Source organism: Rhodoferax sp. (assembly GCF_025354435.1).
GTDB lineage: Bacteria > Pseudomonadota > Gammaproteobacteria > Burkholderiales > Burkholderiaceae_C > Rhodoferax_B.
In genome coordinates this window covers 71,392-91,203 of sequence record NZ_JANXMU010000045.1, presented here as the reverse complement: position 1 = coordinate 91,203, position 19,812 = coordinate 71,392, and the positions used below count along the sequence as shown (strand labels likewise).

At 61.9% G+C, this 19,812-nt stretch carries 20 protein-coding genes and 1 tRNA gene; 9 read left to right on the top strand and 12 right to left on the bottom strand.

Going from position 1 to position 19,812, the window contains the following annotated elements:
- Position 1: 1 nt before the first annotated feature.
- Genes purH through dusB form a run of 3 tightly spaced genes read right to left on the bottom strand, consistent with a single transcriptional unit; the run spans position 2 to position 2,912 of the window.
- Positions 2 to 1,579, bottom strand: coding sequence for a bifunctional phosphoribosylaminoimidazolecarboxamide formyltransferase/IMP cyclohydrolase (gene purH / locus Q0T48_RS12180; RefSeq protein ID WP_295956693.1), 1,578 nt, complete (start codon positions 1,577 to 1,579; stop codon positions 2 to 4).
- Between the two features lie 50 nt (positions 1,580 to 1,629).
- A complete protein-coding gene (locus Q0T48_RS12175; RefSeq protein ID WP_295956691.1) occupies positions 1,630 to 1,866 on the bottom strand; it encodes a Fis family transcriptional regulator in 237 nt (78 codons plus the stop codon).
- Positions 1,863 to 2,912: a tRNA dihydrouridine synthase DusB gene (dusB, locus tag Q0T48_RS12170; RefSeq protein ID WP_295956689.1), complete on the bottom strand. Its 1,050-nt coding sequence runs from the start codon at positions 2,910 to 2,912 to the stop codon at positions 1,863 to 1,865. The genes Q0T48_RS12175 and dusB overlap by 4 nt, the downstream gene beginning before the upstream one ends.
- 166 nt (positions 2,913 to 3,078) lie before the next feature.
- Between dusB and Q0T48_RS12165 the strand changes: the two genes are divergently transcribed.
- Positions 3,079 to 3,612: a septal ring lytic transglycosylase RlpA family protein gene (locus Q0T48_RS12165; RefSeq protein WP_295956687.1), complete on the top strand. Its 534-nt coding sequence runs from the start codon at positions 3,079 to 3,081 to the stop codon at positions 3,610 to 3,612.
- Between the two features lie 62 nt (positions 3,613 to 3,674).
- Here the strand turns inward: Q0T48_RS12165 and aceA are convergent, their stop codons facing one another.
- Positions 3,675 to 4,994 carry an isocitrate lyase gene (gene aceA / locus Q0T48_RS12160; RefSeq protein ID WP_295956685.1) on the bottom strand — a complete coding sequence of 440 codons (1,320 nt, stop codon included), beginning with the start codon at positions 4,992 to 4,994 and terminating at the stop codon, positions 3,675 to 3,677.
- Positions 4,995 to 5,298: 304 nt separating this feature from the next.
- Between aceA and Q0T48_RS12155 the strand changes: the two genes are divergently transcribed.
- Positions 5,299 to 5,778, top strand: a complete 480-nt coding sequence (locus tag Q0T48_RS12155; protein WP_295956683.1) for a YqaA family protein — start codon at positions 5,299 to 5,301, stop codon at positions 5,776 to 5,778.
- Here the strand turns inward: Q0T48_RS12155 and Q0T48_RS12150 are convergent.
- From Q0T48_RS12150 to Q0T48_RS12135, 4 genes are all read right to left on the bottom strand, one after another.
- Entirely contained in the window at positions 5,775 to 6,527 is a 753-nt protein-coding gene (locus Q0T48_RS12150) for an RNA pseudouridine synthase (RefSeq protein ID WP_295956681.1), read from the bottom strand. The genes Q0T48_RS12155 and Q0T48_RS12150 overlap by 4 nt on opposite strands.
- Positions 6,528 to 6,620: 93 nt before the next feature.
- Entirely contained in the window at positions 6,621 to 7,706 is a 1,086-nt protein-coding gene (gene ychF / locus Q0T48_RS12145) for a redox-regulated ATPase YchF (RefSeq protein ID WP_295956679.1), read from the bottom strand.
- A gap of 188 nt (positions 7,707 to 7,894) precedes the next feature.
- Positions 7,895 to 8,194 (bottom strand): hypothetical protein, encoded by a 300-nt coding sequence (locus Q0T48_RS12140; protein WP_295956677.1) that lies wholly within the window; start codon positions 8,192 to 8,194, stop codon positions 7,895 to 7,897.
- A 90-nt stretch (positions 8,195 to 8,284) separates the two neighbouring features.
- Positions 8,285 to 9,136 carry an MOSC N-terminal beta barrel domain-containing protein gene (locus tag Q0T48_RS12135; RefSeq protein ID WP_295956675.1) on the bottom strand — a complete coding sequence of 284 codons (852 nt, stop codon included), beginning with the start codon at positions 9,134 to 9,136 and terminating at the stop codon, positions 8,285 to 8,287.
- A 90-nt stretch (positions 9,137 to 9,226) separates the two neighbouring features.
- On the opposite strand from Q0T48_RS12135, the gene Q0T48_RS12130 reads away from it, so the two are divergent.
- The 7 genes from Q0T48_RS12130 (at position 9,227) to Q0T48_RS12100 (ending at position 15,761) form a co-directional block, all read left to right on the top strand.
- On the top strand, positions 9,227 to 10,354 hold the full coding sequence (locus Q0T48_RS12130; RefSeq protein ID WP_295956673.1) for an FAD-dependent monooxygenase: 1,128 nt from the start codon (positions 9,227 to 9,229) through the stop codon (positions 10,352 to 10,354).
- A 1-nt stretch (position 10,355) separates the two neighbouring features.
- Entirely contained in the window at positions 10,356 to 11,072 is a 717-nt protein-coding gene (locus Q0T48_RS12125; RefSeq protein ID WP_295956670.1) for a DsbC family protein, read from the top strand.
- A 134-nt stretch (positions 11,073 to 11,206) separates the two neighbouring features.
- Complete coding sequence (locus Q0T48_RS12120) at positions 11,207 to 11,650, top strand: DUF3429 domain-containing protein (protein WP_295956668.1); 444 nt, start codon at positions 11,207 to 11,209, stop codon at positions 11,648 to 11,650.
- Between the two features lie 24 nt (positions 11,651 to 11,674).
- Positions 11,675 to 13,498, top strand: coding sequence for a peptidase M61 (locus Q0T48_RS12115; protein ID WP_295956666.1), 1,824 nt, complete (start codon positions 11,675 to 11,677; stop codon positions 13,496 to 13,498).
- Positions 13,499 to 13,591: 93 nt separating this feature from the next.
- Positions 13,592 to 14,371: an enoyl-CoA hydratase gene (locus Q0T48_RS12110; RefSeq protein WP_295956664.1), complete on the top strand. Its 780-nt coding sequence runs from the start codon at positions 13,592 to 13,594 to the stop codon at positions 14,369 to 14,371.
- Positions 14,372 to 14,408: 37 nt separating this feature from the next.
- A tRNA-Met gene (locus tag Q0T48_RS12105) sits at positions 14,409 to 14,485 on the top strand.
- A 70-nt stretch (positions 14,486 to 14,555) separates the two neighbouring features.
- Positions 14,556 to 15,761, top strand: a complete 1,206-nt coding sequence (locus Q0T48_RS12100; protein ID WP_295956791.1) for a multidrug effflux MFS transporter — start codon at positions 14,556 to 14,558, stop codon at positions 15,759 to 15,761.
- Positions 15,762 to 15,765: 4 nt separating this feature from the next.
- Here the strand turns inward: Q0T48_RS12100 and Q0T48_RS12095 are convergent, their stop codons facing one another.
- Genes Q0T48_RS12095 through Q0T48_RS12080 form a run of 4 tightly spaced genes read right to left on the bottom strand, consistent with a single transcriptional unit; the run spans position 15,766 to position 19,729 of the window.
- Positions 15,766 to 16,944: an HAD family hydrolase gene (locus Q0T48_RS12095; RefSeq protein ID WP_295956661.1), complete on the bottom strand. Its 1,179-nt coding sequence runs from the start codon at positions 16,942 to 16,944 to the stop codon at positions 15,766 to 15,768.
- 3 nt (positions 16,945 to 16,947) lie between these two features.
- Positions 16,948 to 18,015, bottom strand: coding sequence for an ABC transporter ATP-binding protein (locus Q0T48_RS12090; RefSeq protein WP_295956658.1), 1,068 nt, complete (start codon positions 18,013 to 18,015; stop codon positions 16,948 to 16,950).
- Between the two features lie 20 nt (positions 18,016 to 18,035).
- Positions 18,036 to 18,845, bottom strand: a complete 810-nt coding sequence (locus tag Q0T48_RS12085; protein ID WP_295956656.1) for an ABC transporter permease — start codon at positions 18,843 to 18,845, stop codon at positions 18,036 to 18,038.
- The gene (locus tag Q0T48_RS12080; RefSeq protein WP_295956653.1) at positions 18,842 to 19,729 is read right to left on the bottom strand and encodes an ABC transporter permease subunit; all 888 of its coding nucleotides are present in this window, start codon (positions 19,727 to 19,729) and stop codon (positions 18,842 to 18,844) included. Before Q0T48_RS12080 ends, Q0T48_RS12085 begins: the two co-directional genes overlap by 4 nt.
- Between the last annotated feature and the right edge of the window lie 83 nt (positions 19,730 to 19,812).

Sequence of the window (19,812 nt, the reverse complement as noted above, 5' to 3'; positions counted from 1 at the left end):
TTTAATGGCGGAAGTGGCGCACGCCGGTGAGCACCATGGCCACGCCGCGCTCATTGGCGGCAGCGATCACTTCGTCGTCGCGCATGGAGCCACCGGGCTGGATCACGCAGGTCGCGCCCGCGTCCACCACCACGTCCAGGCCGTCGCGGAACGGAAAGAAGGCATCGCTTGCGACAGCCGTGCCCGCCAGGGCCAGACCGGCGTGACCAGCCTTGATGCTGGCGATGCGGGCGGAATCCAGACGGCTCATCTGGCCAGCGCCCACGCCCATGGTCATGCCGTCCTTGCAGAAGACGATGGCGTTGCTCTTGACGAACTTGGCGACTTTCCAGGCAAACAGCAGGTCTTCGAGCTGCTGCGGCGTGGGTTGCAGGGCGGTGACGACCTTCAGGTCGGCCAGCACCAGCTCATGGTTGTCGGCGGTCTGCATCAGCAGGCCGGAGCCAATGCGTTTGATGTCCATGGCGTTCTGGCCCTTGTCCCAGGCGGTCGTGCCGCCCGGTGGCAAAGCGATTTCCAGAATGCGGACATTGACCTTGGACTTGAACACTTCCAGCGCTTCGGCGGTGTAGCCGGGGGCCATCAGCACCTCGACGAACTGCTTCGAAATCTGTAGTGCAGCGTCTTTATCCAATATGCGGTTGAGGGCAATAATGCCACCAAAAGCGGAAGTGGGATCGGTTCGGAAGGCCTTGCTGTAGGCTTCCAGGCCGTTCGCGCCCACGGCCACGCCGCAGGGATTCGCGTGCTTGACGATCACACACGCAGGCACGTCGAAGCTCTTCACGCACTCCCAGGCCGCGTCGGCATCGGCGATGTTGTTGTAGCTGAGTTCTTTGCCTTGCAACTGCTTGGCGGTAACCAGCGAGCCGGGCGCGGGGACCAGGTCGCGGTAGAAGGCAGCCTGCTGGTGCGGGTTTTCGCCGTAGCGCAGGTCTTGCAGCTTGACGAAGCGGCCATTGGTTTGCGCAGGGAACTGGGCGTGGCTGCCGTCTTCAGCGATGCTGGACAGGTAGTCGCTGATGGCCCCGTCGTACTGGCTGATGCGGTTGAACGCGGCAACGGACAGGGCGAATTTGGTCTTGTGACTGACGCTGCCGGTGGCTTGCAGCTCGGCCAGCACGGTGGCGTACTGGCTGGCATCGGTGAGCACGGCCACGTCTTTCCAGTTCTTGGCGGCGCTGCGCACCATGGCGGGGCCGCCGATGTCGATGTTCTCAATGGCATCTTCCAGCGTGCAGCCGGGCTTGGCGACGGTGGCTTCAAACGGGTAGAGGTTGACCACCAGCAGGTCGATGGTGGCGATGTCGTGCGTCTTCAACGCGGCCATGTGCTCAGGGAAGTCGCGGCGCGCCAACAGGCCGCCGTGGACCTTGGGGTGCAGGGTTTTGACGCGGCCATCCAGCATCTCGGGGAAACCGGTGTGGTCGGCCACTTCGGTGACCGGCAGGCCGTTGTCGGCCAGCAGCTTGGCGGTGCCGCCGGTGGACAGCAGGCCAAAGCCCAGAGCGTGCAGGGACTGGGCAAGTTCTAAAACACCGGTTTTATCGGAGACGGAGAGAAGTGCGTTCATGGGCATCGGGAAGTCGAGGGGGAGGTTAAAAATCGTTATGAACAAGCCGTGGCGGCTTACTCCATCAGGTTGTGTTCGAGCAGCTTTTTGCGCAGGGTGTTGCGGTTCAGGCCCAGCCAGGCGGCGGCGCGCGACTGGTTGTGGTCGGCCTGGGCCATGACCACTTCGAGCAGGGGTTTTTCCACCACCCGCACCATCATGTCGTACATGCCTGCGGGGTCGATGCCGTCCAGGTCTTTGAAATAGCTTTCCAGACTGGCGCGCACGCACTCGTCGATACTTTTTTGGCTCACGCGGCACTCTCCATGTGCAGATGTTGTTGTTCGGGGTCCAGGCTAATGGCCGCGGGCATGCGGTCCATACGGCTGGCCATCTCGGTAAAAAATACGTCCACCGCGGCCCATTGCTGCTGTGGATCTTCCAGCAGGTTCATGCGGGCGCGGAAGGCCTCGCCACCGGGCAAGGTTTTGACATACCAGCCAATGTGCTTGCGGGCGGTGCGCACGCCGCTGTACTCGCCGTACAGGCTGTAGTGGTCTTGCAGGTGGTCGAGCAGCAGGCGCTGCACTTCAACCACCAGGGGCGGGGCCAGGTGGGTGCCGGTGTCCAGAAAGTGCGCCACTTCGCGGAAGATCCACGGGCGGCCCTGGGCGGCGCGGCCAATCATCACCGCGTCGGCCCCGGTGGCGGCCAGCACATCGCGCACTTTTTCGGGGGTGGTCATGTCGCCATTGGCCACTACGGGCACGCGCACGGCGGCTTTGACGGCGGCGATGGTGTCGTATTCGGCGTGGCCGGTATAGCCCTGCTCGCGGGTGCGGCCATGCACGGTCAGCATTTGGATACCGGCTTGCTCGAACTGTCGCGCCAGCGACACGGCATTTTTATTCGCCTGGCTCCAGCCGGTGCGCATCTTCAGGGTGACGGGTACGTTGTGCGGAGCACAGGCGGCCACCACGGCCTCCACGATGGCCAGGGCCAGGGGCTCGTCTTGCATCAGCGCCGAACCGGCCCATTTGTTACAGACCTTCTTGGCCGGGCAACCCATGTTGATGTCAATGATTTGCGCGCCGTTGGCGATGTTGTAGGCGGCGGCCTCGGCCATCATCTCGGCATCGGTGCCGGCGATTTGCACGGCGATGGGGGCGACTTCGCCGTCATGGTTGGCACGGCGCGAGGTCTTCAGCGTGGCCCACAGGTCGCGCCGCGAGGTGACCATTTCGCTGACCGCATAGCCTGCGCCCAGGGATTTGCACAAACGCCGAAACGGCCGGTCCGTCACGCCTGCCATGGGCGCAACAAACAAGCGGTTCGCTAAAGCGTACGGGCCAATGTGCATAGGAATAGGAGTCAGCGCCGGTGGGGCGCCAAGGAAATACGATGGGAAATCGGGGAGGAAAGGCATTCTAACTGCCCAAAATTTCAGCAATTGAAATCTCACTTTTGCTTACACGCGCGTGGTGACCTGTCGATGACCGTTTGCAGACAGGCACTAACATGCCGCCATGTTTGAAAAGTCTTCCGTTGTGTTTGCGCTGGTGGTGACCGCCCTGTGGGGATGTGCGACCGGGGTGCAGGCACAAACACCCGCCTCGGCCGACAGCAGCGCCGAAGCCCCCGAGCTCCCGCCGCCCAGTGCCTCGGCAACCGACTTCTGGGCAACTGATCTGGGTAGCGGTACGGCCCAGCGCGGCAAAGCCAGTTGGTACGGTAAACGTTTCCATGGCCGACGCACAGCATCCGGTGAAATCTTCAAGATGTCCGCCCTGACGGCTGCACACCGCACCCTGCCCTTGCTGAGCTACGCCAAGGTGACCTTGCTGAGCACCGGCAAAAGCGTCATCGTGCGCATCAACGACCGGGGACCGCACATCCTGACCCACCGCATCATCGACCTGAGCCAGGCCGCGGCCGCCGAGCTTGGTCTGCTGGACCGCGGCACGGGCGACGTGCTGGTGGAACGCGTGGTGGCCCGCAGCGACGACGACCCGCCGCCTGCCCCGCCCCCACTGCGCTTGCCGCCGCTCTGGAATCGATAGCCAACAATGCAAAAAGCCCGTACACAGACGGGCTTTTTGCGGATAGGCCCAAAGGCCTTAGATCAGTGGAACTGCTCTTCTTCGGTGGAACCGGTCAGCGCGGTGACGCTGGACTTGCCGCCCTGGATCACTGTGGTAACTTCGTCGAAGTAACCGGTGCCCACTTCCTGCTGGTGCGACACAAAGGTGTAACCCCGGTCACGGGCGGCAAACTCGGGTTCTTGCACCTTCTCGATATAGGCCGTCATGCCGCGCTTCACGTAGTCTTGCGCCAAGTCGAACATGTTGTACCACATGGAATGGATACCAGCCAAGGTGATGAACTGGTACTTGTAGCCCATGGCACCCAGTTCGCGCTGGAACTTGGCGATGGTCGCATCGTCCAGGTTCTTCTTCCAGTTGAAGGACGGCGAGCAGTTGTAGGCCAGCATCTTGCCGGGGTGCACCTTGTGCACGGCATCGGCAAACTTCTTGGCGAATTCCAGATCCGGCGTGCCGGTTTCGCACCACACCAGATCGGCGTAATGGGCGTAGGCAATGGCGCGGCTGATGGCCTGGTCGATACCCTTGTTGGTCTTGTAGAAACCTTCGGAGGTGCGCTCACCGGTGATGAAGGGCTTGTCGTTTTCGTCGTAGTCGCTGGTCAGCAGGTCGGCGGCTTCGGCATCGGTACGGGCAATCACCAAAGTCGGTACGCCGCACACATCGGCAGCCATGCGGGCGGCGATGAGTTTCTGGCAGGCTTCCACCGTAGGCACCAGCACCTTGCCACCCATGTGGCCGCATTTCTTGACCGAAGCCAATTGGTCTTCCCAGTGCACGCCGGCCGCGCCGGAGTTGATCATGGCCTTCATCAGTTCAAATGCGTTCAGTACGCCGCCGAAACCGGCTTCGGCATCGGCCACGATAGGCGCGAAGTTGTCGATGTAGCCTGCGTCGCCAGCGTCGATGCCCTTGGAGTGCTGGATTTCATCGGCACGGCGGAAGGTGTTGTTGATGCGCTCAACCACTTTTGGCACCGAATCCACGGGGTACAGCGACTGGTCGGGGTACATGGCGGCGTAACCGTTGTTGTCTGCAGCGACTTGCCAGCCCGACAGGTAAATCGCCTTTACACCCGCCTTGACTTGCTGCATGGCCTGGCCACCAGTCAACGCACCCAAGCAGTTAACGTACGCCTCGGTGTGCAACAAATCCCAGAGCTTTTCTGCGCCGCGGCGGGCCAGTGTGTGCTCGATGGGGAAAGAGCCACGCAGACGCACGACTTCGGCGGCGGTGTAACCACGTTTGATGCCCTTCCAACGGGGGTTGGTGTCCCAGTCTTTTTGCAGAGCGGCAGCTTGTTGGTCACGGCTGAGTTGTTCGGTGATGGATTGCGGCATAAAAACTCCAAGGTGGATTGAAAGGGGTCTGCACTGCGGTTGCTTGCGGTGCCGATGGACAAATTCTAAGTCTTCTATAAGACTTTTCATACTCTTATGTCTTATATAAGATTAAAAATATAAATCAACAAAATCAACAACTTACAATTAATTTTTTATGATGCGAAAACAGTTTTTGTAGTTTGGTAAAAATTATTGCAGTGCAGCAATGGCCGGTTTCGCAGTGCGGCTTCATGATTTCACATAGTGGAAGTTATGCGGGACTGGCGGTAAACCGCTGCCAGCGCCCTCCTATACTGCCCCGATGGAATCCTGGATCGAACATTTGCTGACCCTGCTGGCCCTGCCGCAATTCGGCCTGAGCACCGTCTTTATTGTCTCATTCATCTCCGCCACGCTGCTGCCGTTGGGCTCGGAGCCGGTGGTGTTTGGGCTGGTCAAGCTCAACCCCGAACTATTCTGGCCCGCCGTGCTGGTCGCCACCATGGGCAACACCCTGGGCGGTGCGGTGGACTGGTGGATGGGTTTTGGCGCGCACCGGGTGGCAGACAAATACAGCCATTCCAAGCACCACACCCGCGTGCTGGTTTGGCTGGAAAAGCTGGGGCCTAAAGCCTGTTTACTGGCCTGGCTGCCCCTGGTGGGCGACCCGCTGTGCGCGGTGGCGGGCTGGCTCAAGCTGCCGTTCTGGCCCTGCTTGGGCTATATGGCGATAGGCAAGTTTTTGCGCTATGTGGTGCTGACCGGGTCGCTGGTGTGGGCGTTCCCGGCACACTGGTTTTAAAACCGCTCGTGTTCGGCCAGGTAGCGCCACTGCCCGGGCGCTAGGGCCGTCATGGCCACACGGCCCACGCGGATGCGTTTGACGCTGCGGATCTGCAAACCCGCGCTTTCGCACAGGTAGTCGATCTGGCCGGGGCGCTCGCCTTTGAGGGCGAAACGCAGGCGGGTCTCGGTATCGGTGTTGCTGCTGATGCTGACCTTGGCGGCCGTCAGAATTTTTTCAATGTATTGCACCGGGTCGGCCAGTTTGCGCAGCATGCCGGGGGTGACATCGCCCGCCACTTCCACCATCACCTCGTGCTCGATCAGGTCCACATCTTCTTCCAGCTTGCGCACCACGCGGCCATCCTGGGTGTAGACCACCAAACCACTGGCGCGGCTGTCCATGGGCGTGGCCAGACGCAACTGGGCGAAGTGCTTCTTCAGGGTGCGGATGCCGGAGCGGTCGTCGGCAGCATGGTTTTCGCGCGTCAGCAAGCTGAGCGCGGGCTGCGCCTTCGGGCCGGGGCCTGCGTCCAGCCCTGCCGTAAAGCCTACCGGCTTGTGCAGCAAGAGCGTGACCGTGGGCGCCACCAGCAGGCTGGCATCGGAGTCCACGGTGATCTTTTGCGCGCCGACGCGGAACATCGGTTCGTCCACCACCTGCCCGTCCACCCGCACCCAGCCGCCTTCGATGTACTTCTCCGCCTCGCTACGGGAGCAGGCCAGCTGTTCAGCTAGGCGTTTGGCAAGGCGAACCGGTTCGGTCATGGGGGGCAATACAGTGGAGAAAAGTGATTACTACAGTTTTCATAGCTACTAGCGCAGGTAGGATATACGCTAGAGGCCTAAAAAGCTTATAAATTAAGAACTGAACAGGAAGTTCATCACGTCGCCATCCTTGACGACATATTCCTTGCCTTCGGCGCGCATCTTGCCCGCGTCCTTGGCACCCTGCTCGCCCTTGAAGGCGATGAAGTCGTCAAACGCGATGGTCTGGGCACGGATGTAGCCCTTCTCGAAATCGGTGTGGATCACACCGGCCGCTTGCGGACCGGTGTCGCCGACGTGGATGGTCCAGGCGCGCACTTCCTTTACACCGGCGGTGAAGTAGGTTTGCAGGCCCAGCAGGGTGTAGGCGGCGCGGATCAGGCGGTTCAGGCCGGGTTCGGTCTGGCCCAGCTCTTCCAGGAACATGGCGCGGTCCTCGTCCTCCATCTCGGCCATTTCGGCTTCCATCTTGGCGCTGATGGCCACCACGGGCGCGTTTTGCGCGTCGGCATAGGCCTTCAGGCGGTCGAGCATGGGGTTGTTCTCAAACCCGTCTTCGGCCACGTTGGCCACAAACATGGCGGGCTTGGCAGTGATCAGGAAGAATTGCTTGAGCAGCGGCAACTCGTCCTTGCTGAAGTCCAGCGTGCGCACCGGCTTGGCTTCGTTCAGCGCCGCCTGGCACTTCTCCAGAATTGCCACCAGTTTGATGGATTCCTTGTCGCCCGAGCGGGCCAGCTTGGTGACGCGGTGCAAGGCTTTTTCCACGGCGGACAGATCGGCCAGGCAGAGTTCGGTCTGGATCACCTCGATGTCCGAGATTGGATCGACCTTGCCCGCCACGTGGATCACGTTGTCGTCTTCAAAGCAGCGCACCACATTGATGGTGGCATCGGTTTCGCGGATATGCGCCAAAAACTTGTTGCCCAGGCCCTCGCCGGTGCTGGCACCAGCCACCAAACCAGCGATGTCGACAAATTCGACCACCGCGGGCACCATGCGTTCGGGTTTGACGATATCGGCCAGTTGGGACATGCGCGCATCAGGCACCTCGACGATGCCGACGTTGGGCTCGATGGTGCAAAAGGGATAATTTTCCGCAGCGATGCCCGCCTTGGTCAAGGCGTTAAACAGGGTCGATTTACCGACATTGGGCAAGCCCACAATGCCACATTTCATGGGGAATCCTTCAGGAGCCGAATCTTTGCGCCGGTAAAAACACCGCGGCGCAGAGGAAAAAAGAGGGAGAACAGGCCCGCTGCGCTGCTGCAGGGGGCTGTGTGAAGCCCGCCATTGTAATGACCCCAGTCAGAGCGCCCAATCCTCACCGATGACCTGCAGTTGCTGCAAAGCCAGCCTGACTGCGCTCATGCGCACCCCCCGACTTGCAGGTCATCCGGCATATCCCACATCTCCCGATACGCTTGCATATGCCCAGCCGTGGCTGCTGGGTCGATGGTGAAGTAGTAACGGCACAGGCGCTTGAACGCCAGCAGCATGTCTGGATCGCAGCAAAAGCCGAGCATCTGGTCGAGTTGGTGGTCGATGCGGGCACTACCACGTTCGCCGCATTGGATGATGGCATCCACCTCTGTGTTCGCAGTTGCAATTGCTTGGCGCAACAGGGCGGTGAGCTGAAGGCCCAGGCTTTGCAAGGGTTCGGTCATGGCATCGCCCCGGGTTCTGGCAGCTTTTGCACGGCGCTAAGCCCGGCCTGCAACTCCCCATCGTCCGCTTCAATAGTGTCGAGCATGCGGTCAGTCAAATTTGTAGTCAGCCGAGGCGCTTTGGCCTACGCGCAACTCGCTATCCACCCCAGCCAGCACGATGGCGTTCATGCCAAAGGCCACAGCCCCGCCGACCACGGCAGTCTGGCGGTAGGTTTGCAGCATGTCGCCCACGGTGGGGGTGCTCAACGCGGTGGCCGGGTCGATATTGGGAATTGGGCAACGCGGGCAGGGTTTGACCATGCGCAGGCGGGACTCGCCTTGGGCGGTGGCGATCAACAGCTCGTCCAGGCGGTCTTCGTCGTGGGCTTCCATGCCTGCCAGCACAATGTTGGGGCGAAAGCGCTCCATGGCCACCGCGGCTTCCCCGGCGGCTGCCAGGCGCACGTTCAGCCCGTCTAATGAGGCTTCGCTGATGACCAGCACCGCGTAGCCGTCCGAGAACTGGTTCAGGCCCTCGGCATCGCCCGTCCATTGCGCGCTAGACAAGCGGCGGTGGTCGGGGTTGAAGCGCACCAGGCGCAGCGGGCGGCCCAGAAAGTCGCTAAACCACTGCGCCGCCAAGTCGCCCATGTCGAAGGCGGGCACGGTGTCTTTCCACACGGTGGCCTGCACGGCGTGCTCTACTTTGTCTAGCTGCACGTGCAGGTCCAGCATGCCTGGAGCCCGTAAAACCATCTCAAATGTTTTGAGCTGGGGCTGGACCAGAGCCATGCGCGGCAGCTCGCGCTGGGTGACAAACTGGCCCTGCGCGTCCACCACCATCCAGGCGCGGTCGAACTCCAGGCCCGTCTCGGTCAGCGCCACATGGTCCAGCGCTACACCGGCGCAGGATTTGACGGGGTAGACGAACAGGCGGGTGATGGTGGCGTTGACATCCATGAGGGGCATCCTGGGGGGGCAAAGTCTTGGATTGTGCCCGGCTCCTACAATCCTTGGACGGACCGCAGCGTCCGTTCAACCTAGATTCTTATGGCCCAACCTTTTGACATTTGTATCCGTGGCGCTAGCATTGTCGGCCGCACTTTGGCGTTGTTGCTGGCGCGCGACCGGCTGCGCGTAGCTTTGGTGGCCGACCCGGCCCACCCCCACCCGGCCGACGACGTGCGCGCCTACGCACTCAACACGGCATCGCGCACCCTGCTCGAATCATTGCGCTGCTGGCCCGATGCGGAGCACGCCACGGCGGTGCAGCAGATGCACGTCTGGGGCGATAAGGGCGGCGAGGTCACTTTTACCGCCAGCCAGCAGAGCGCGCCCGCGCTGGCCTGGATCGTGGACGTACCCGCGCTGGAAGCCCGGCTGGGCGAGGCCGTACGCTACCAGCCGATGATCGAAGTGGTGGGCAGCCCCGTTACGGCCGCCCTCACCGTGGTGTGCGAAGGCAAGGCCAGCGCCACACGGGCCGAGTTGGGCGTAGATTTCGACAGCATGCCCTACCACCAGCAGGCCATTGCCACCCGGCTGATGTGCGAGAGGCCGCACGAACAGATGGCACGGCAGTGGTTTGCCAACGGCGATATCCTGGCTTTTTTGCCCTTGCAGGGCGAGGCTGGGAACTCTGTGGCCGTGGTGTGGTCTGTTCAAGACGGCCGCGCCGCCGCGTTGCAGGCCTTGTCGCCCGAAGATTTCTGCCTGGCTTTGCAAGAGGCCAGCCACGGCGCGCTGGGAAGCCTGGCGTTGGACGGCACACGGGCGGCTTGGCCATTGCACAAGGCGCAGGCCAGCCGCTGGATCGGAAGCCTTGACCAGCGCGCATGGGTATTGGCAGGCGATGCGGCACACACCGTGCACCCGCTGGCGGGCCAGGGGCTGAACCTGGGCCTGGGCGATGCGGCCACGCTGGCGCAAGTGCTGCAAGGCCGCGATTATTGGCGCAGTGTGGGCGATACCAAGCTGCTGCGGCAGTACGAGCGGGCGCGCAAGACGGCGCTGCTGGCGGTGGGCGGGGCGACGGATGGCTTGCAGCAGTTGTTTGCGCGCGGCGACGCGACCACGCAGGGGCTGCGCAACTGGGGCATGCAGGGGTTTGAGCGCAGCGGCTGGGTCAAAACCTGGGTCGCTCGGCAGGCTATGGGATTAGAAACAATTGGGAATTGACATGACGTTTTTGAAATTTGCGGTGGCCACGACCATGGCCATCGCGTGCTTGGGCGCACAGGCCGATGAAGCCTCCCTCCGAAAGAACCTGGCCGAGCGCATTCCGCAAATGCCCAAGATCGAAGAAGTCAATAAAAGTGCCATGCCCGGGCTGTTTGAGCTGACCATCAGCGGCGGTGACGTCATGTACACCGATGCCGAAGGTAACTTTCTGATCCAGGGCAACCTGATCGACACCAAGGCCCGCCGCAACCTGACCGAAGAGCGTATCAACAAACTCAGCGCGGTGGACTTCGACAGCCTGCCCAGCAAAGACGCTTTCACCATCGTGCGCGGCAACGGCAAACGCAAGATTGCGGTGTTTGAAGACCCCAACTGCGGCTACTGCAAGCGTTTTGAGAAAGACCTGCAGAAGGTGGACAACGTGACCGTCTCGCTGTACCTGTACCCCATTTTGAGCGCCGACTCTACCGACAAGGCCCGCAATATCTGGTGCGCCAAAGACAAGGCCAAGGCCTGGAACGACTGGATGCTGCGCAGCCAGACACCGCCCCAGGCAGCCGCCAACTGCAATGCGCCCGCGCTGGCACGCAACGTTGAATTCGGCAAAAAATACCGCATCACCGGCACGCCCACGCTACTGTTTGCTGACGGTTCGCGCATCCCCGGCGCCGTTCCATCGGAACAGGTCGAAGCGCAACTGGCCAAGATCAAGTAGCGCCCCACGCTACACACTTCGTGTCTTCGCCAAGCCCCTTCTTGCAAGGGGCTAAAGCTATTTAATACATAGCACGCAAAATAATCCTCAGACGCCCAGCGGCACCGGCCTCGAATGCCGTGAGAATTCTGCCCATGCAAAACATGTCTGTGGAAACTTTGGTGCGCCGCCTGGCTTATCTGGGCCTGGTGCCTTTCGTGCTGTTGGCCGCGCTGGTGTGGATGGTGGCGGACAACCTGCACCCGTTTGTGGCCATCGCGCTGGTCAGCTACGCGGGGGTTATCGCTGCGTTTCTGGGCGGCATCCACTGGGGCATTGCGCTGCGCCCCGATACGTTGAACGCACCGCATGGCCGATGGCACCTCGGCTGGGGGGTGGTGCCCTCGCTGGTCGCATGGGTGGCGGTGGTAATGCCGGCCTACGCGGGGCTGCCGCTGCTGGGCTTGCTGCTGATGGCCTGCTGCGTGGTGGACTTTAAGACCTGGCCCCGCGCCGGGCTGGCGGCTTGGCTGCCGATGCGCCTGCACATCACCATCGTGGCGGTGCTGTGCTGCGTACTGGGCGCTGCAGGCACCTGACCCCAGTGGGGTATTCTTGGCCCCATGCCTAACCCCATCGCGACCACTTCCGTCCATTACCGCGTGGAGGTTGCCAATCTCCACGCACACCTTTTCCGCGTCACGCTGACCATTGCCCAGCCCACCGCCTTGCAGCGGGTGTCGCTGCCGGTGTGGATTCCGGGCAGCTACCTGGTCCGTGAATTCTCCAAAAACCTGCAGCATCTGCACGCCCGCCAAGGCAAGCGCGCCCTGCCCTTGCAGCAGCTGGACAAAAACACCTGGGAAGTCGCGGCACAGCCAGGCAAACCGCTGGTGCTGGTGTGCGAGGTCTACGCCAATGACGCATCGGTGCGCACCGCCTGGCTGGATGCGACGCGTGGCTTCTTCAACGGCAGCAGCCTGTTTTTGCGGGTGCACGGGCAGGAGGATGCGGCGCACGGGCTGGAGCTGGTGGCCGCCCCGGCCATCGCCCACTGGTCGGTCGCCACCGGCCTGACCGCCACCAAGGTGGACACCGCAGGCTTCGGCCAGTACCAGGCCGCCAGCTACGACGAACTGGTGGACTGCCCGGTGGAACTGGGCACCTTCTGGAGCGGTGAGTTCAAGGCCTGCGGCGTACCGCACCGCTTTGTAGTGGCGGGCGCACCGCCCTCGTTTGACGGCGCGCGGCTGCTGGCCGACACCAAGGCGATTTGCGAGACCGAGATCCGCTTCTGGCACAGCGCCGATGGCAACGGCAAAAAGCCCGGCAAACCGCCGCACAAAAATTATGTCTTCATGCTCAACGCGGTGGACGACGGCTACGGCGGGCTGGAGCATTGCAACTCCACCGTGCTGTTCTGCAACCGCCGCGACCTGCCCCGCACCCCGGATGCCGAGGCCAAGAAACCCGCGGCCCCGGTCAAGCGCAGCGAGGGTTACACCACCCTGCTGGGCCTGATCAGCCACGAATACTTCCACACCTGGAACGTCAAGCGCCTGCGCCCGGCCGAGTTTGCGCGCTACGCCTATGACGCGGAGCAGTACACCTCGCTGCTGTGGTTTTTTGAGGGCTTCACCAGCTATTACGACGACCTGCTGCTGCGCCGCGCCGGGCTGCTGGACAACGCCCACTACCTCAAGCTGCTGAACAAAACCATCAACCAGGTGCAGCAAACGCCGGGGCGCTTCGTGCAGTCGGTGGCCCAGGCCAGCATGGACGCATGGGTGAAGTACTACCGGCAGGACGAAAACACCCCCAATGCCACGGTCAGCTACTACACCAAAGGCGCACTGGTGGCCCTGTGCTTCGACCTGACGCTGCGCGGCCAGGGCCAGACCACGCTGGACGAGGTGATGCGCGCCCTGTGGCAGCGTTGCCAGGCCGGGCCGATGCGCGAGGCAGACTTTGCCGAGGTGTTGGCCGAATTGTCCGGGCGCAGTTTCGAGGCCGAAATCCAGGCCTGGGTGCACGGCACCGCCGACTTGCCGCTGAAAGACCTGCTGGCCGGCCACGGCGTGGCGGTGCATGAAGACCCGGCCCAACTGGCCCAGCGCCTGGGCCTGCGCGTGGCCGAGACCCAGGGCGTGCAGGTCAAGGTGGTGCTGCGTGGCGGTGCGGCCGAGCAGGCGGGCATGGCAGCGGGCGACGAATGGCTGGGCGTGGAAACCGCCGCGGGCGGCTGGCGCATGGCCAAGCTGGACGATCTGTTGCTCTACACCGGATCGGCGGGCCAAGCACGCCAGGTCACTGCCCTGGTGGCACGCGACAAACGCCTGCTGCGCCTGCCGCTGACCCTGCCCACGGTAGCCAGCACCACCACCTGGCGGCTGGCCACCGAGAACCCGCGCGCCGTGATGGCGTGGCTGGAACCCGGCAAAACCTGATTTATATAAAAAGTGCTTTTAGCGCATACACCACCTACGCTAAATGCTACTTTTTTAATAGCAAACTGATTTTCAGCAATACAAGGACATTTCATGGATTACCAGGCAATTACCGTTACCACCGAAGCCGGCAAGGTCGGCATCGTCACCCTGAACCGTCCCAAGCAGCTCAATGCACTGAGCGACCAGTTGATGGACGAGCTGGGCCACGCGCTCAAGGCGTTTGATGCCGACCCCGCCATTGGCTGCATGGTGGTCACTGGCAGCGAGAAGGCCTTTGCAGCGGGCGCGGACATCGCGGCCATGGCAGCCTACGATTTTGCCGAAACCTTCAAGACCGACTTCGTGACCCGCAACTGGGAAATCATGCGCACCGTGCGCAAGCCGGTGATTGCGGCCGTGGCGGGTTTTGCGCTGGGCGGCGGCTGCGAGCTGGCGATGATGTGCGACTTCATCATCGCCGCAGACAATGCCAAGTTTGGCCAGCCCGAAATCAAGCTGGGCGTGATTCCCGGCGGCGGCGGCACCCAGCGCCTGCCGCGCGCCGTGGGTAAATCCAAGGCCATGGACATGGCCCTCACCGGCCGCATGATGGACACCACCGAAGCCGAGCGCGCTGGCCTGGTCAGCCGCGTGGTGCCGCTGGACCAGCTGATGACCGAGGTGCTGGGCGCCGCCCTGATGATTTGCGACTACGGGCAACTGGCGGTGATGGCCACCAAGGAATCGGTCAACCGCGCCTTCGAGAGCAGCCTGAGCGAAGGCATGCTGTTCGAACGTCGCCTGTTCCACGCCATGTTCTCCACCGCCGACAAACGCGAAGGCATGGATGCGTTTTTGAACAAGCGCAAGGCAGTTTTTACGCACCGTTAAAACGGGCAGCAAAATCCGGTATATAATTTTCTTCTTTGGTGATATAGCTCAGTTGGTTAGAGCGCAGCATTCATAATGCTGATGTCGGTGGTTCAAATCCACCTATCACCACCAAATTTAAAACCCGCAGAGCACACGCTCTGCGGGTTTTTCCGTTTTTGGGTTTCCGTTACAGAGTCGCCATATAAAATCGCACTTTTTCCGCACCGCACTGGTCTTAGGTTTGCTGTCCGCCATTGGCCCGTTCGCCATCGACATGTACCTACCCGCCCTGCCCTCCATCGGCCAGACCTTGAACGCCTCCATGGCGGCGGTGCAGCTCAGTCTGATGGTGTTTTTTGTGTCGATGGGGATTGGGCAAATCATCTACGGCCCGGTATCCGACATGTTTGGTCGCAAGGCACCGCTGTACTTTGGCCTGCTGCTGTTTGCCGCAGGCAGCATTGGCTGCGCGCTGGCCCCCGACGTGCACACCCTGGTGGTGCTGCGCTTCATCCAGGGCCTGGGGGCCTGCGCGGGCATGGTGATTCCACGGGCCATCGTGCGCGACCTGCACACCGGCCATGATGCTGCCCGGCTGATGTCGCTGTTGATGCTGTTGATGCTGGTGTTCAGCGTGTCGCCCATCCTGGCCCCGCTGGCGGGCAGCTTTTTAATCGAATGGTTTGGCTGGCGCAGCGTGTTCTGGGCCGTCACGGTGGCTGCAGCTCTGGGCCTGGCCCTGCTGGCCACCAGCCTGCCCGAAACCCGCCCTGCGTCCGAGCGGGTCAACAGCAGCGTAGGCAGTGCCCTGGCGGGCTACGGCAAGCTGCTGCGCGACAGGCATTACCTGGGGCTGGTGCTGATCGGGGCCTTTGGCATGGCCAGCTTCTTTGCCTACCTGGCCAATTCGTCCTTCATCATGATCGACCACTACGGGCTCACACCGCGCCAGTACAGCATTACCTTCTCGGTCAACGCCACCGCCTTCATCGGCGTGTCGCAATTCACCGGCAAGCTCAGCCAGCGCTTTGGGCTGGTCAAGGTGGTGAACATCGCCGTAACCGGCTTTGCCGCAGTGATGGCGGTGCTGCTGCTGGTGAACCTGGGCGGCGTAGACCGACTGGACGTGCTGATTGCCCTGCTGTTCGTCGGCTTTGGCTTTTTGGGCCTGGTCGTACCTACCACCGCCGTACTGGCGCTGGAAGAACACGGTGAGATTGCTGGCACCGCATCGGCCCTGATGGGCACTCTCCAATTTGTGGTGGGCGCGCTGGTGATGGCCGTGGTGGGCCTGTTTGTGGACGGCAGCGCCCGGCCTATGGTGCTGGGAATTGCCGGGTCGGCAATTGCCGCCTTTGTGTTTGCGCGGATCACGCTGGGCGGTACGCGCTCGGTGCCCGCCGTCTAAACTTTCAGGCCAGTAGCCGGGCCTCGGCCTGGCCGTATTTCAAGGTGGCCTCTTGGCCGTTGAATTGGCCCGTGTGCTCATCGCGGCCCTGCAGTAAAAAGCGCACATGCGGCTGGCCTAGCGTGGCCACCGCCTGCTGGCTGTTGGCACCGATCTGGCCAGTGTGCAGGCGGTTGATGATCACCCCCAGCCGGGTGTCGGCAAAGTCTTTCATCATCCACGCGTCGCCATCGCTGTCGCCACACACCAGGGCCGGGCCGTAGCCTTTGGTGGCGACAAAGTGCTTTTCGATGCCGATGGTCTTGCCAGGACCCCAGTTGAAATGCCAGTCTGCACGGTACACGTTGGTGTATTTGCCGTCCTGGATCTCGAGCTTCAAGCCCAGCACGTTCTCGGGCGGCACGCCGTAGCCGTAGTCGGGGTGGTTGGCAAATACGCGTACCACATCGTCCATGGATGCGGTAGACACATGCACGTCAAAACCGTAGGCACGCAACGCCCCCATCAGCGCCACCATGTCGGCATCCACCCGCATGCCATAAAAGTGCACCGGGGCCACCCGGCCCGCCCGGCCCGGCAGCTCGGCGCTGCTGTGGATGGGCGCTTGCACTAGGTCCTCGCCCAGGTTCTGTGCCACGCAGGCGGCCACCATGGCCTGGAATTCGGCCGGGGTGAAATTTTTGTAGAAATAGATGATCCACTTGTAGCCCACTTCCATGGGGTAGGTATCGCACAGCGCGCCGTACAGAAAGTAGAACTTGGCGCGGAAGTTTTTGAAAGGCTCGGTCTGGCGGATGGCAGCCAGGGGCTGGGTGCCGCCCAGGGTATTGCAGTGGGCGTACAGCCAGGCGTAGGCCTCGTCGATGTCGGCGGCCAGGTCGTGCATGGACACGGGCTGGCCGTCCAAGTTGGTGTAGGCTGCGTGGAACACGCCCTCGGGCACACCCTGGCGCAACACTTCGGCAAACTCGGTCGGGGTCAGCTTGAACTGAAGGTTCTCAGCCTGGTAAAGCAACAAGGCCTCTTCGGTGTCGTTCATGATGCAGGTGTTGTCCCAGTCGAACACCGCATAGGGCTTGCGCGCCGGGTCATAACTGGTGCTGTGCTTGCCCAGGGAGTCCAGCATCTGCTGGAGCGCGTGGCGATTGGCTGCAGACCAGCCGGGTGTCAATGCAGATGCCATGGCTCAGACCGTCTCTTCCAGTACCAATAGGTTGTCAAACGAAAAGCCCAGGGTCACGTTTTCTCCACGCTGCGGCAAAGCGCGGTGGGGGTCGTTGAACACATCGAGCGACAGCACAAAAGTATCCGCACGCACCCGGATGCGCACCACCGCCCCCAGAAAATTCACCTCTTCCACCGTGGCCTGCAGGGCATTGCGGCCCGGCACGGGCGGCTCCAGGGTGATGGCTTCGGGCCGGATGGCCAGTGCACGGGTTTGCCCCGCCACCGCCCCCGGCATCTTGGTGGCGGTAACCAAAGGCTGCCCGGCCACCGAAATCTGGCCCGAGTCCGGGTCTACCACCACACCCGACAGCAGGTTCAGCGTGCCGACAAACGAGGCCACAAAACGGGTACGCGGGAAGTTATAGACCTCGCTGGGCGTGCCGATCTGCTCTACCCGGCCTTCGCTCAACACCACGATGCGGTCGGAGATGGACAGCGCCTCCTCCTGGTCGTGGGTCACAAACACCGAGGTGATGCCCAGCTCGCGCTGCACAGCGCGGATTTCTTCGCGCAGCGAGACGCGGATCTTGGCATCCAGTGCCGACAAGGGTTCGTCCAGCAGCAGCACCTGCGGCTTGCCTGCCAGCGCACGGGCCAAAGCCACCCGTTGCTGCTGGCCACCCGACAGCTGCCAGGGGTAGCGCGCACCCAGGGCGGCCAGGCCGATGAGCTTGAGCATCTCGGTCACGCGCACGTGGATTTGCTCTTGCGGCATTTTTGCCACCTTGAGGCCAAAGCCGATGTTCTCGGCCACCGTCATATTGGGGAACAGCGCGTACGACTGGAACACCATGCCGATGTTGCGCTGGCTGGTGGGCGTGTGGGTGACATCCTTGCCGTCGAACTTGATAGTGCCGCCCGAAGGGTCTTCAAACCCGGCGAGCATGCGCAGGATGGTGGTCTTGCCGCAGCCGGACGGGCCAAGGAAGGTGATGAACTCGCCCTTGGCGATGTCCATGGTGAAATCATGCACAGCCGTTTGCGTGCCAAAGGTTTTTTTCAGATGGGAGATTTCGAGGAAAGCCATGTGCGGTTTTTTTCTGAAAATTATTGTTTGACAGCGTTCTTGGCATTACGGCCAAACACTTGGATCAGGCCCATGGAAGCCCAGGTGATCATGAAAGCCATCACCGCCAGCGCGGACGGCTCGTACGCCTTGTTGGCACCCACCAGTTGCAGGTAGGGGCCAAACGCGGGGCGGCTCAACAGGCTGGCCATGGTGAATTCACCAATTACCACCGCAAAGGTTAGGAAAGCACCCGACAAAATAGCCGAGCGCAGGTTCGGGAAGATCACCTTGAACAGAATGGTGAAGGTGCCTGCCCCCAGCACTTCGGCGGCCTCGGTCAGGGTGCGCACGTCGATGGTCCGCAGGCCGGTGTCGATGGAGCGGTACATGTAGGGCAGCGACAAGGTCACGTAGCTACACACCAGCAAAAAGTCGGTCGCCCGCTCGTTGCCGGTCAGCGGAATCCACGAATTGCTGCCAAAGATGCGCAGGTAGCCAAACACGATGACGATGGCCGGAATTACCAGTGGCAGCAAGGTGATGAACTCCACCAGCGGCCGCAGCTTGGGCAGGCGCAACTGCACCCAATACGCCGTGGGCACCACCAACAGCACACCCACCACGATGGTGATGACGGCCATCATGATCGAGTAGCCAAACGTGGCCTGGAACAGCGGGTCGGTAAACACCACCCGATAGGCTTCGAAGCTGTACTCGCCACGCAGCATGCGCAGGCTGAACTCGAAAGTGGCGATGAGCGGAATCAAAAAGTAGCTGGCCCCGACACCAATGGCGATCCAGGCACCTAATCTGGACGGGGACTGGGAGGACTTGGAGGTGGAACTCATGTGCGCCCCTTTTCTGATTTGCTGCGCAGCCAGATGTAGCCTGCGTTGGAAACACCGGTAATCACCACCATGCCCAAGGCCAGCGCGTAGCCCAGGTTGGGGTTGTGCAGCACATCGCCACGGATCTGCGCGTACAGCAAGATAGGTACGATGTTGAGCGAGCTACCGGTCAACGCGTAGGCTGTGGCCACCGCACCAAAGGCATTGGCAAACAGCAGCAGCATCGCGCCCATGATGCTGGGCCACAGCACCGGCAGCGCGATGTAGCGCCAATAGTGGTAGGCCGAGCCGCCCAGGCAATCGCAGGCCTCGCGCCATTCGCGCTTCAAGCCTTCCAGCGCGGGGGAAACGATAAGCACCATCAGTGGAATTTGAAAATACAGGTAGGTCAGCGTCAAGCCGGTGAAGCTGAGGATGCTGAAGCCGGTGGAGTACAGGTCGAACCCCAGATACTTGCGCATCAGCGCGGTGACCAAGCCGACCCGGCCCAGCGTCGCCAAGAAGGCAAAGGCCAACGGCACGCCCGCAAAGTTGGAGGCCACACCCGAGAACGTCATCAGCGTAGGCCGTATCCAGGCGGGCAACTTGCCCTGCACTGCCGCCCAGGCCAGTAAGAAACCAATGATGCCACCACCCAGGGCCGATGCGGCGCTGATGCGAAAGCTGATCCAGTAAGCCTGGATGACACTGTCGGTCCACAGGCCAATGATGTTGGCCAGGGTGAAATGCCCGGCTTCGTCCTGGAAAGCCCCGACCATCAGGTAGCCAGTGGGCAAAATCAAGAACAACGCAGCAAACAGCAGGAATGGCAACACGCCAAGCCAGTGCCAGTTGGCGGATTTAGCCGGAGCCAAGCCCGCCCCGGAATTCAAAGTATGTGCCACGTGGTGCTGCGCCTTTGTGCAAACTATCCCTAAAACAATACTGGCATGGCCCGTGAGAACCATGCCAGCGAGGTCACTAACGC

Bases quoted from the DNA above. Each gene is read 5' to 3' on its own strand.
- Q0T48_RS12165 (WP_295956687.1), top strand. From the start codon at position 3,079: ATGTTTGAAAAGTCTTCCGTTGTGTTTGCGCTGGTGGTGACCGCCCTG.
- Q0T48_RS12155 (WP_295956683.1), top strand. From the start codon at position 5,299: ATGGAATCCTGGATCGAACATTTGCTGACCCTGCTGGCCCTGCCGCAA.
- Q0T48_RS12085 (WP_295956656.1), bottom strand. From the start codon at position 18,845: ATGAGTTCCACCTCCAAGTCCTCCCAGTCCCCGTCCAGATTAGGTGCC.
- Q0T48_RS12110 (WP_295956664.1), top strand. From the start codon at position 13,592: ATGGATTACCAGGCAATTACCGTTACCACCGAAGCCGGCAAGGTCGGC.
- Q0T48_RS12120 (WP_295956668.1), top strand. From the start codon at position 11,207: ATGCAAAACATGTCTGTGGAAACTTTGGTGCGCCGCCTGGCTTATCTG.
- ychF (WP_295956679.1), bottom strand. From the start codon at position 7,706: ATGAAATGTGGCATTGTGGGCTTGCCCAATGTCGGTAAATCGACCCTG.
- Q0T48_RS12135 (WP_295956675.1), bottom strand. From the start codon at position 9,136: ATGGATGTCAACGCCACCATCACCCGCCTGTTCGTCTACCCCGTCAAA.
- dusB (WP_295956689.1), bottom strand. From the start codon at position 2,912: ATGCACATTGGCCCGTACGCTTTAGCGAACCGCTTGTTTGTTGCGCCC.
- Q0T48_RS12125 (WP_295956670.1), top strand. From the start codon at position 10,356: ATGACGTTTTTGAAATTTGCGGTGGCCACGACCATGGCCATCGCGTGC.
- Q0T48_RS12090 (WP_295956658.1), bottom strand. From the start codon at position 18,015: ATGGCTTTCCTCGAAATCTCCCATCTGAAAAAAACCTTTGGCACGCAA.
- Q0T48_RS12115 (WP_295956666.1), top strand. From the start codon at position 11,675: ATGCCTAACCCCATCGCGACCACTTCCGTCCATTACCGCGTGGAGGTT.
- aceA (WP_295956685.1), bottom strand. From the start codon at position 4,994: ATGCCGCAATCCATCACCGAACAACTCAGCCGTGACCAACAAGCTGCC.
- Q0T48_RS12150 (WP_295956681.1), bottom strand. From the start codon at position 6,527: ATGACCGAACCGGTTCGCCTTGCCAAACGCCTAGCTGAACAGCTGGCC.
- purH (WP_295956693.1), bottom strand. From the start codon at position 1,579: ATGCCCATGAACGCACTTCTCTCCGTCTCCGATAAAACCGGTGTTTTA.
- Q0T48_RS12130 (WP_295956673.1), top strand. From the start codon at position 9,227: ATGGCCCAACCTTTTGACATTTGTATCCGTGGCGCTAGCATTGTCGGC.
- Q0T48_RS12095 (WP_295956661.1), bottom strand. From the start codon at position 16,944: ATGGCATCTGCATTGACACCCGGCTGGTCTGCAGCCAATCGCCACGCG.
- Q0T48_RS12140 (WP_295956677.1), bottom strand. From the start codon at position 8,194: ATGACCGAACCCTTGCAAAGCCTGGGCCTTCAGCTCACCGCCCTGTTG.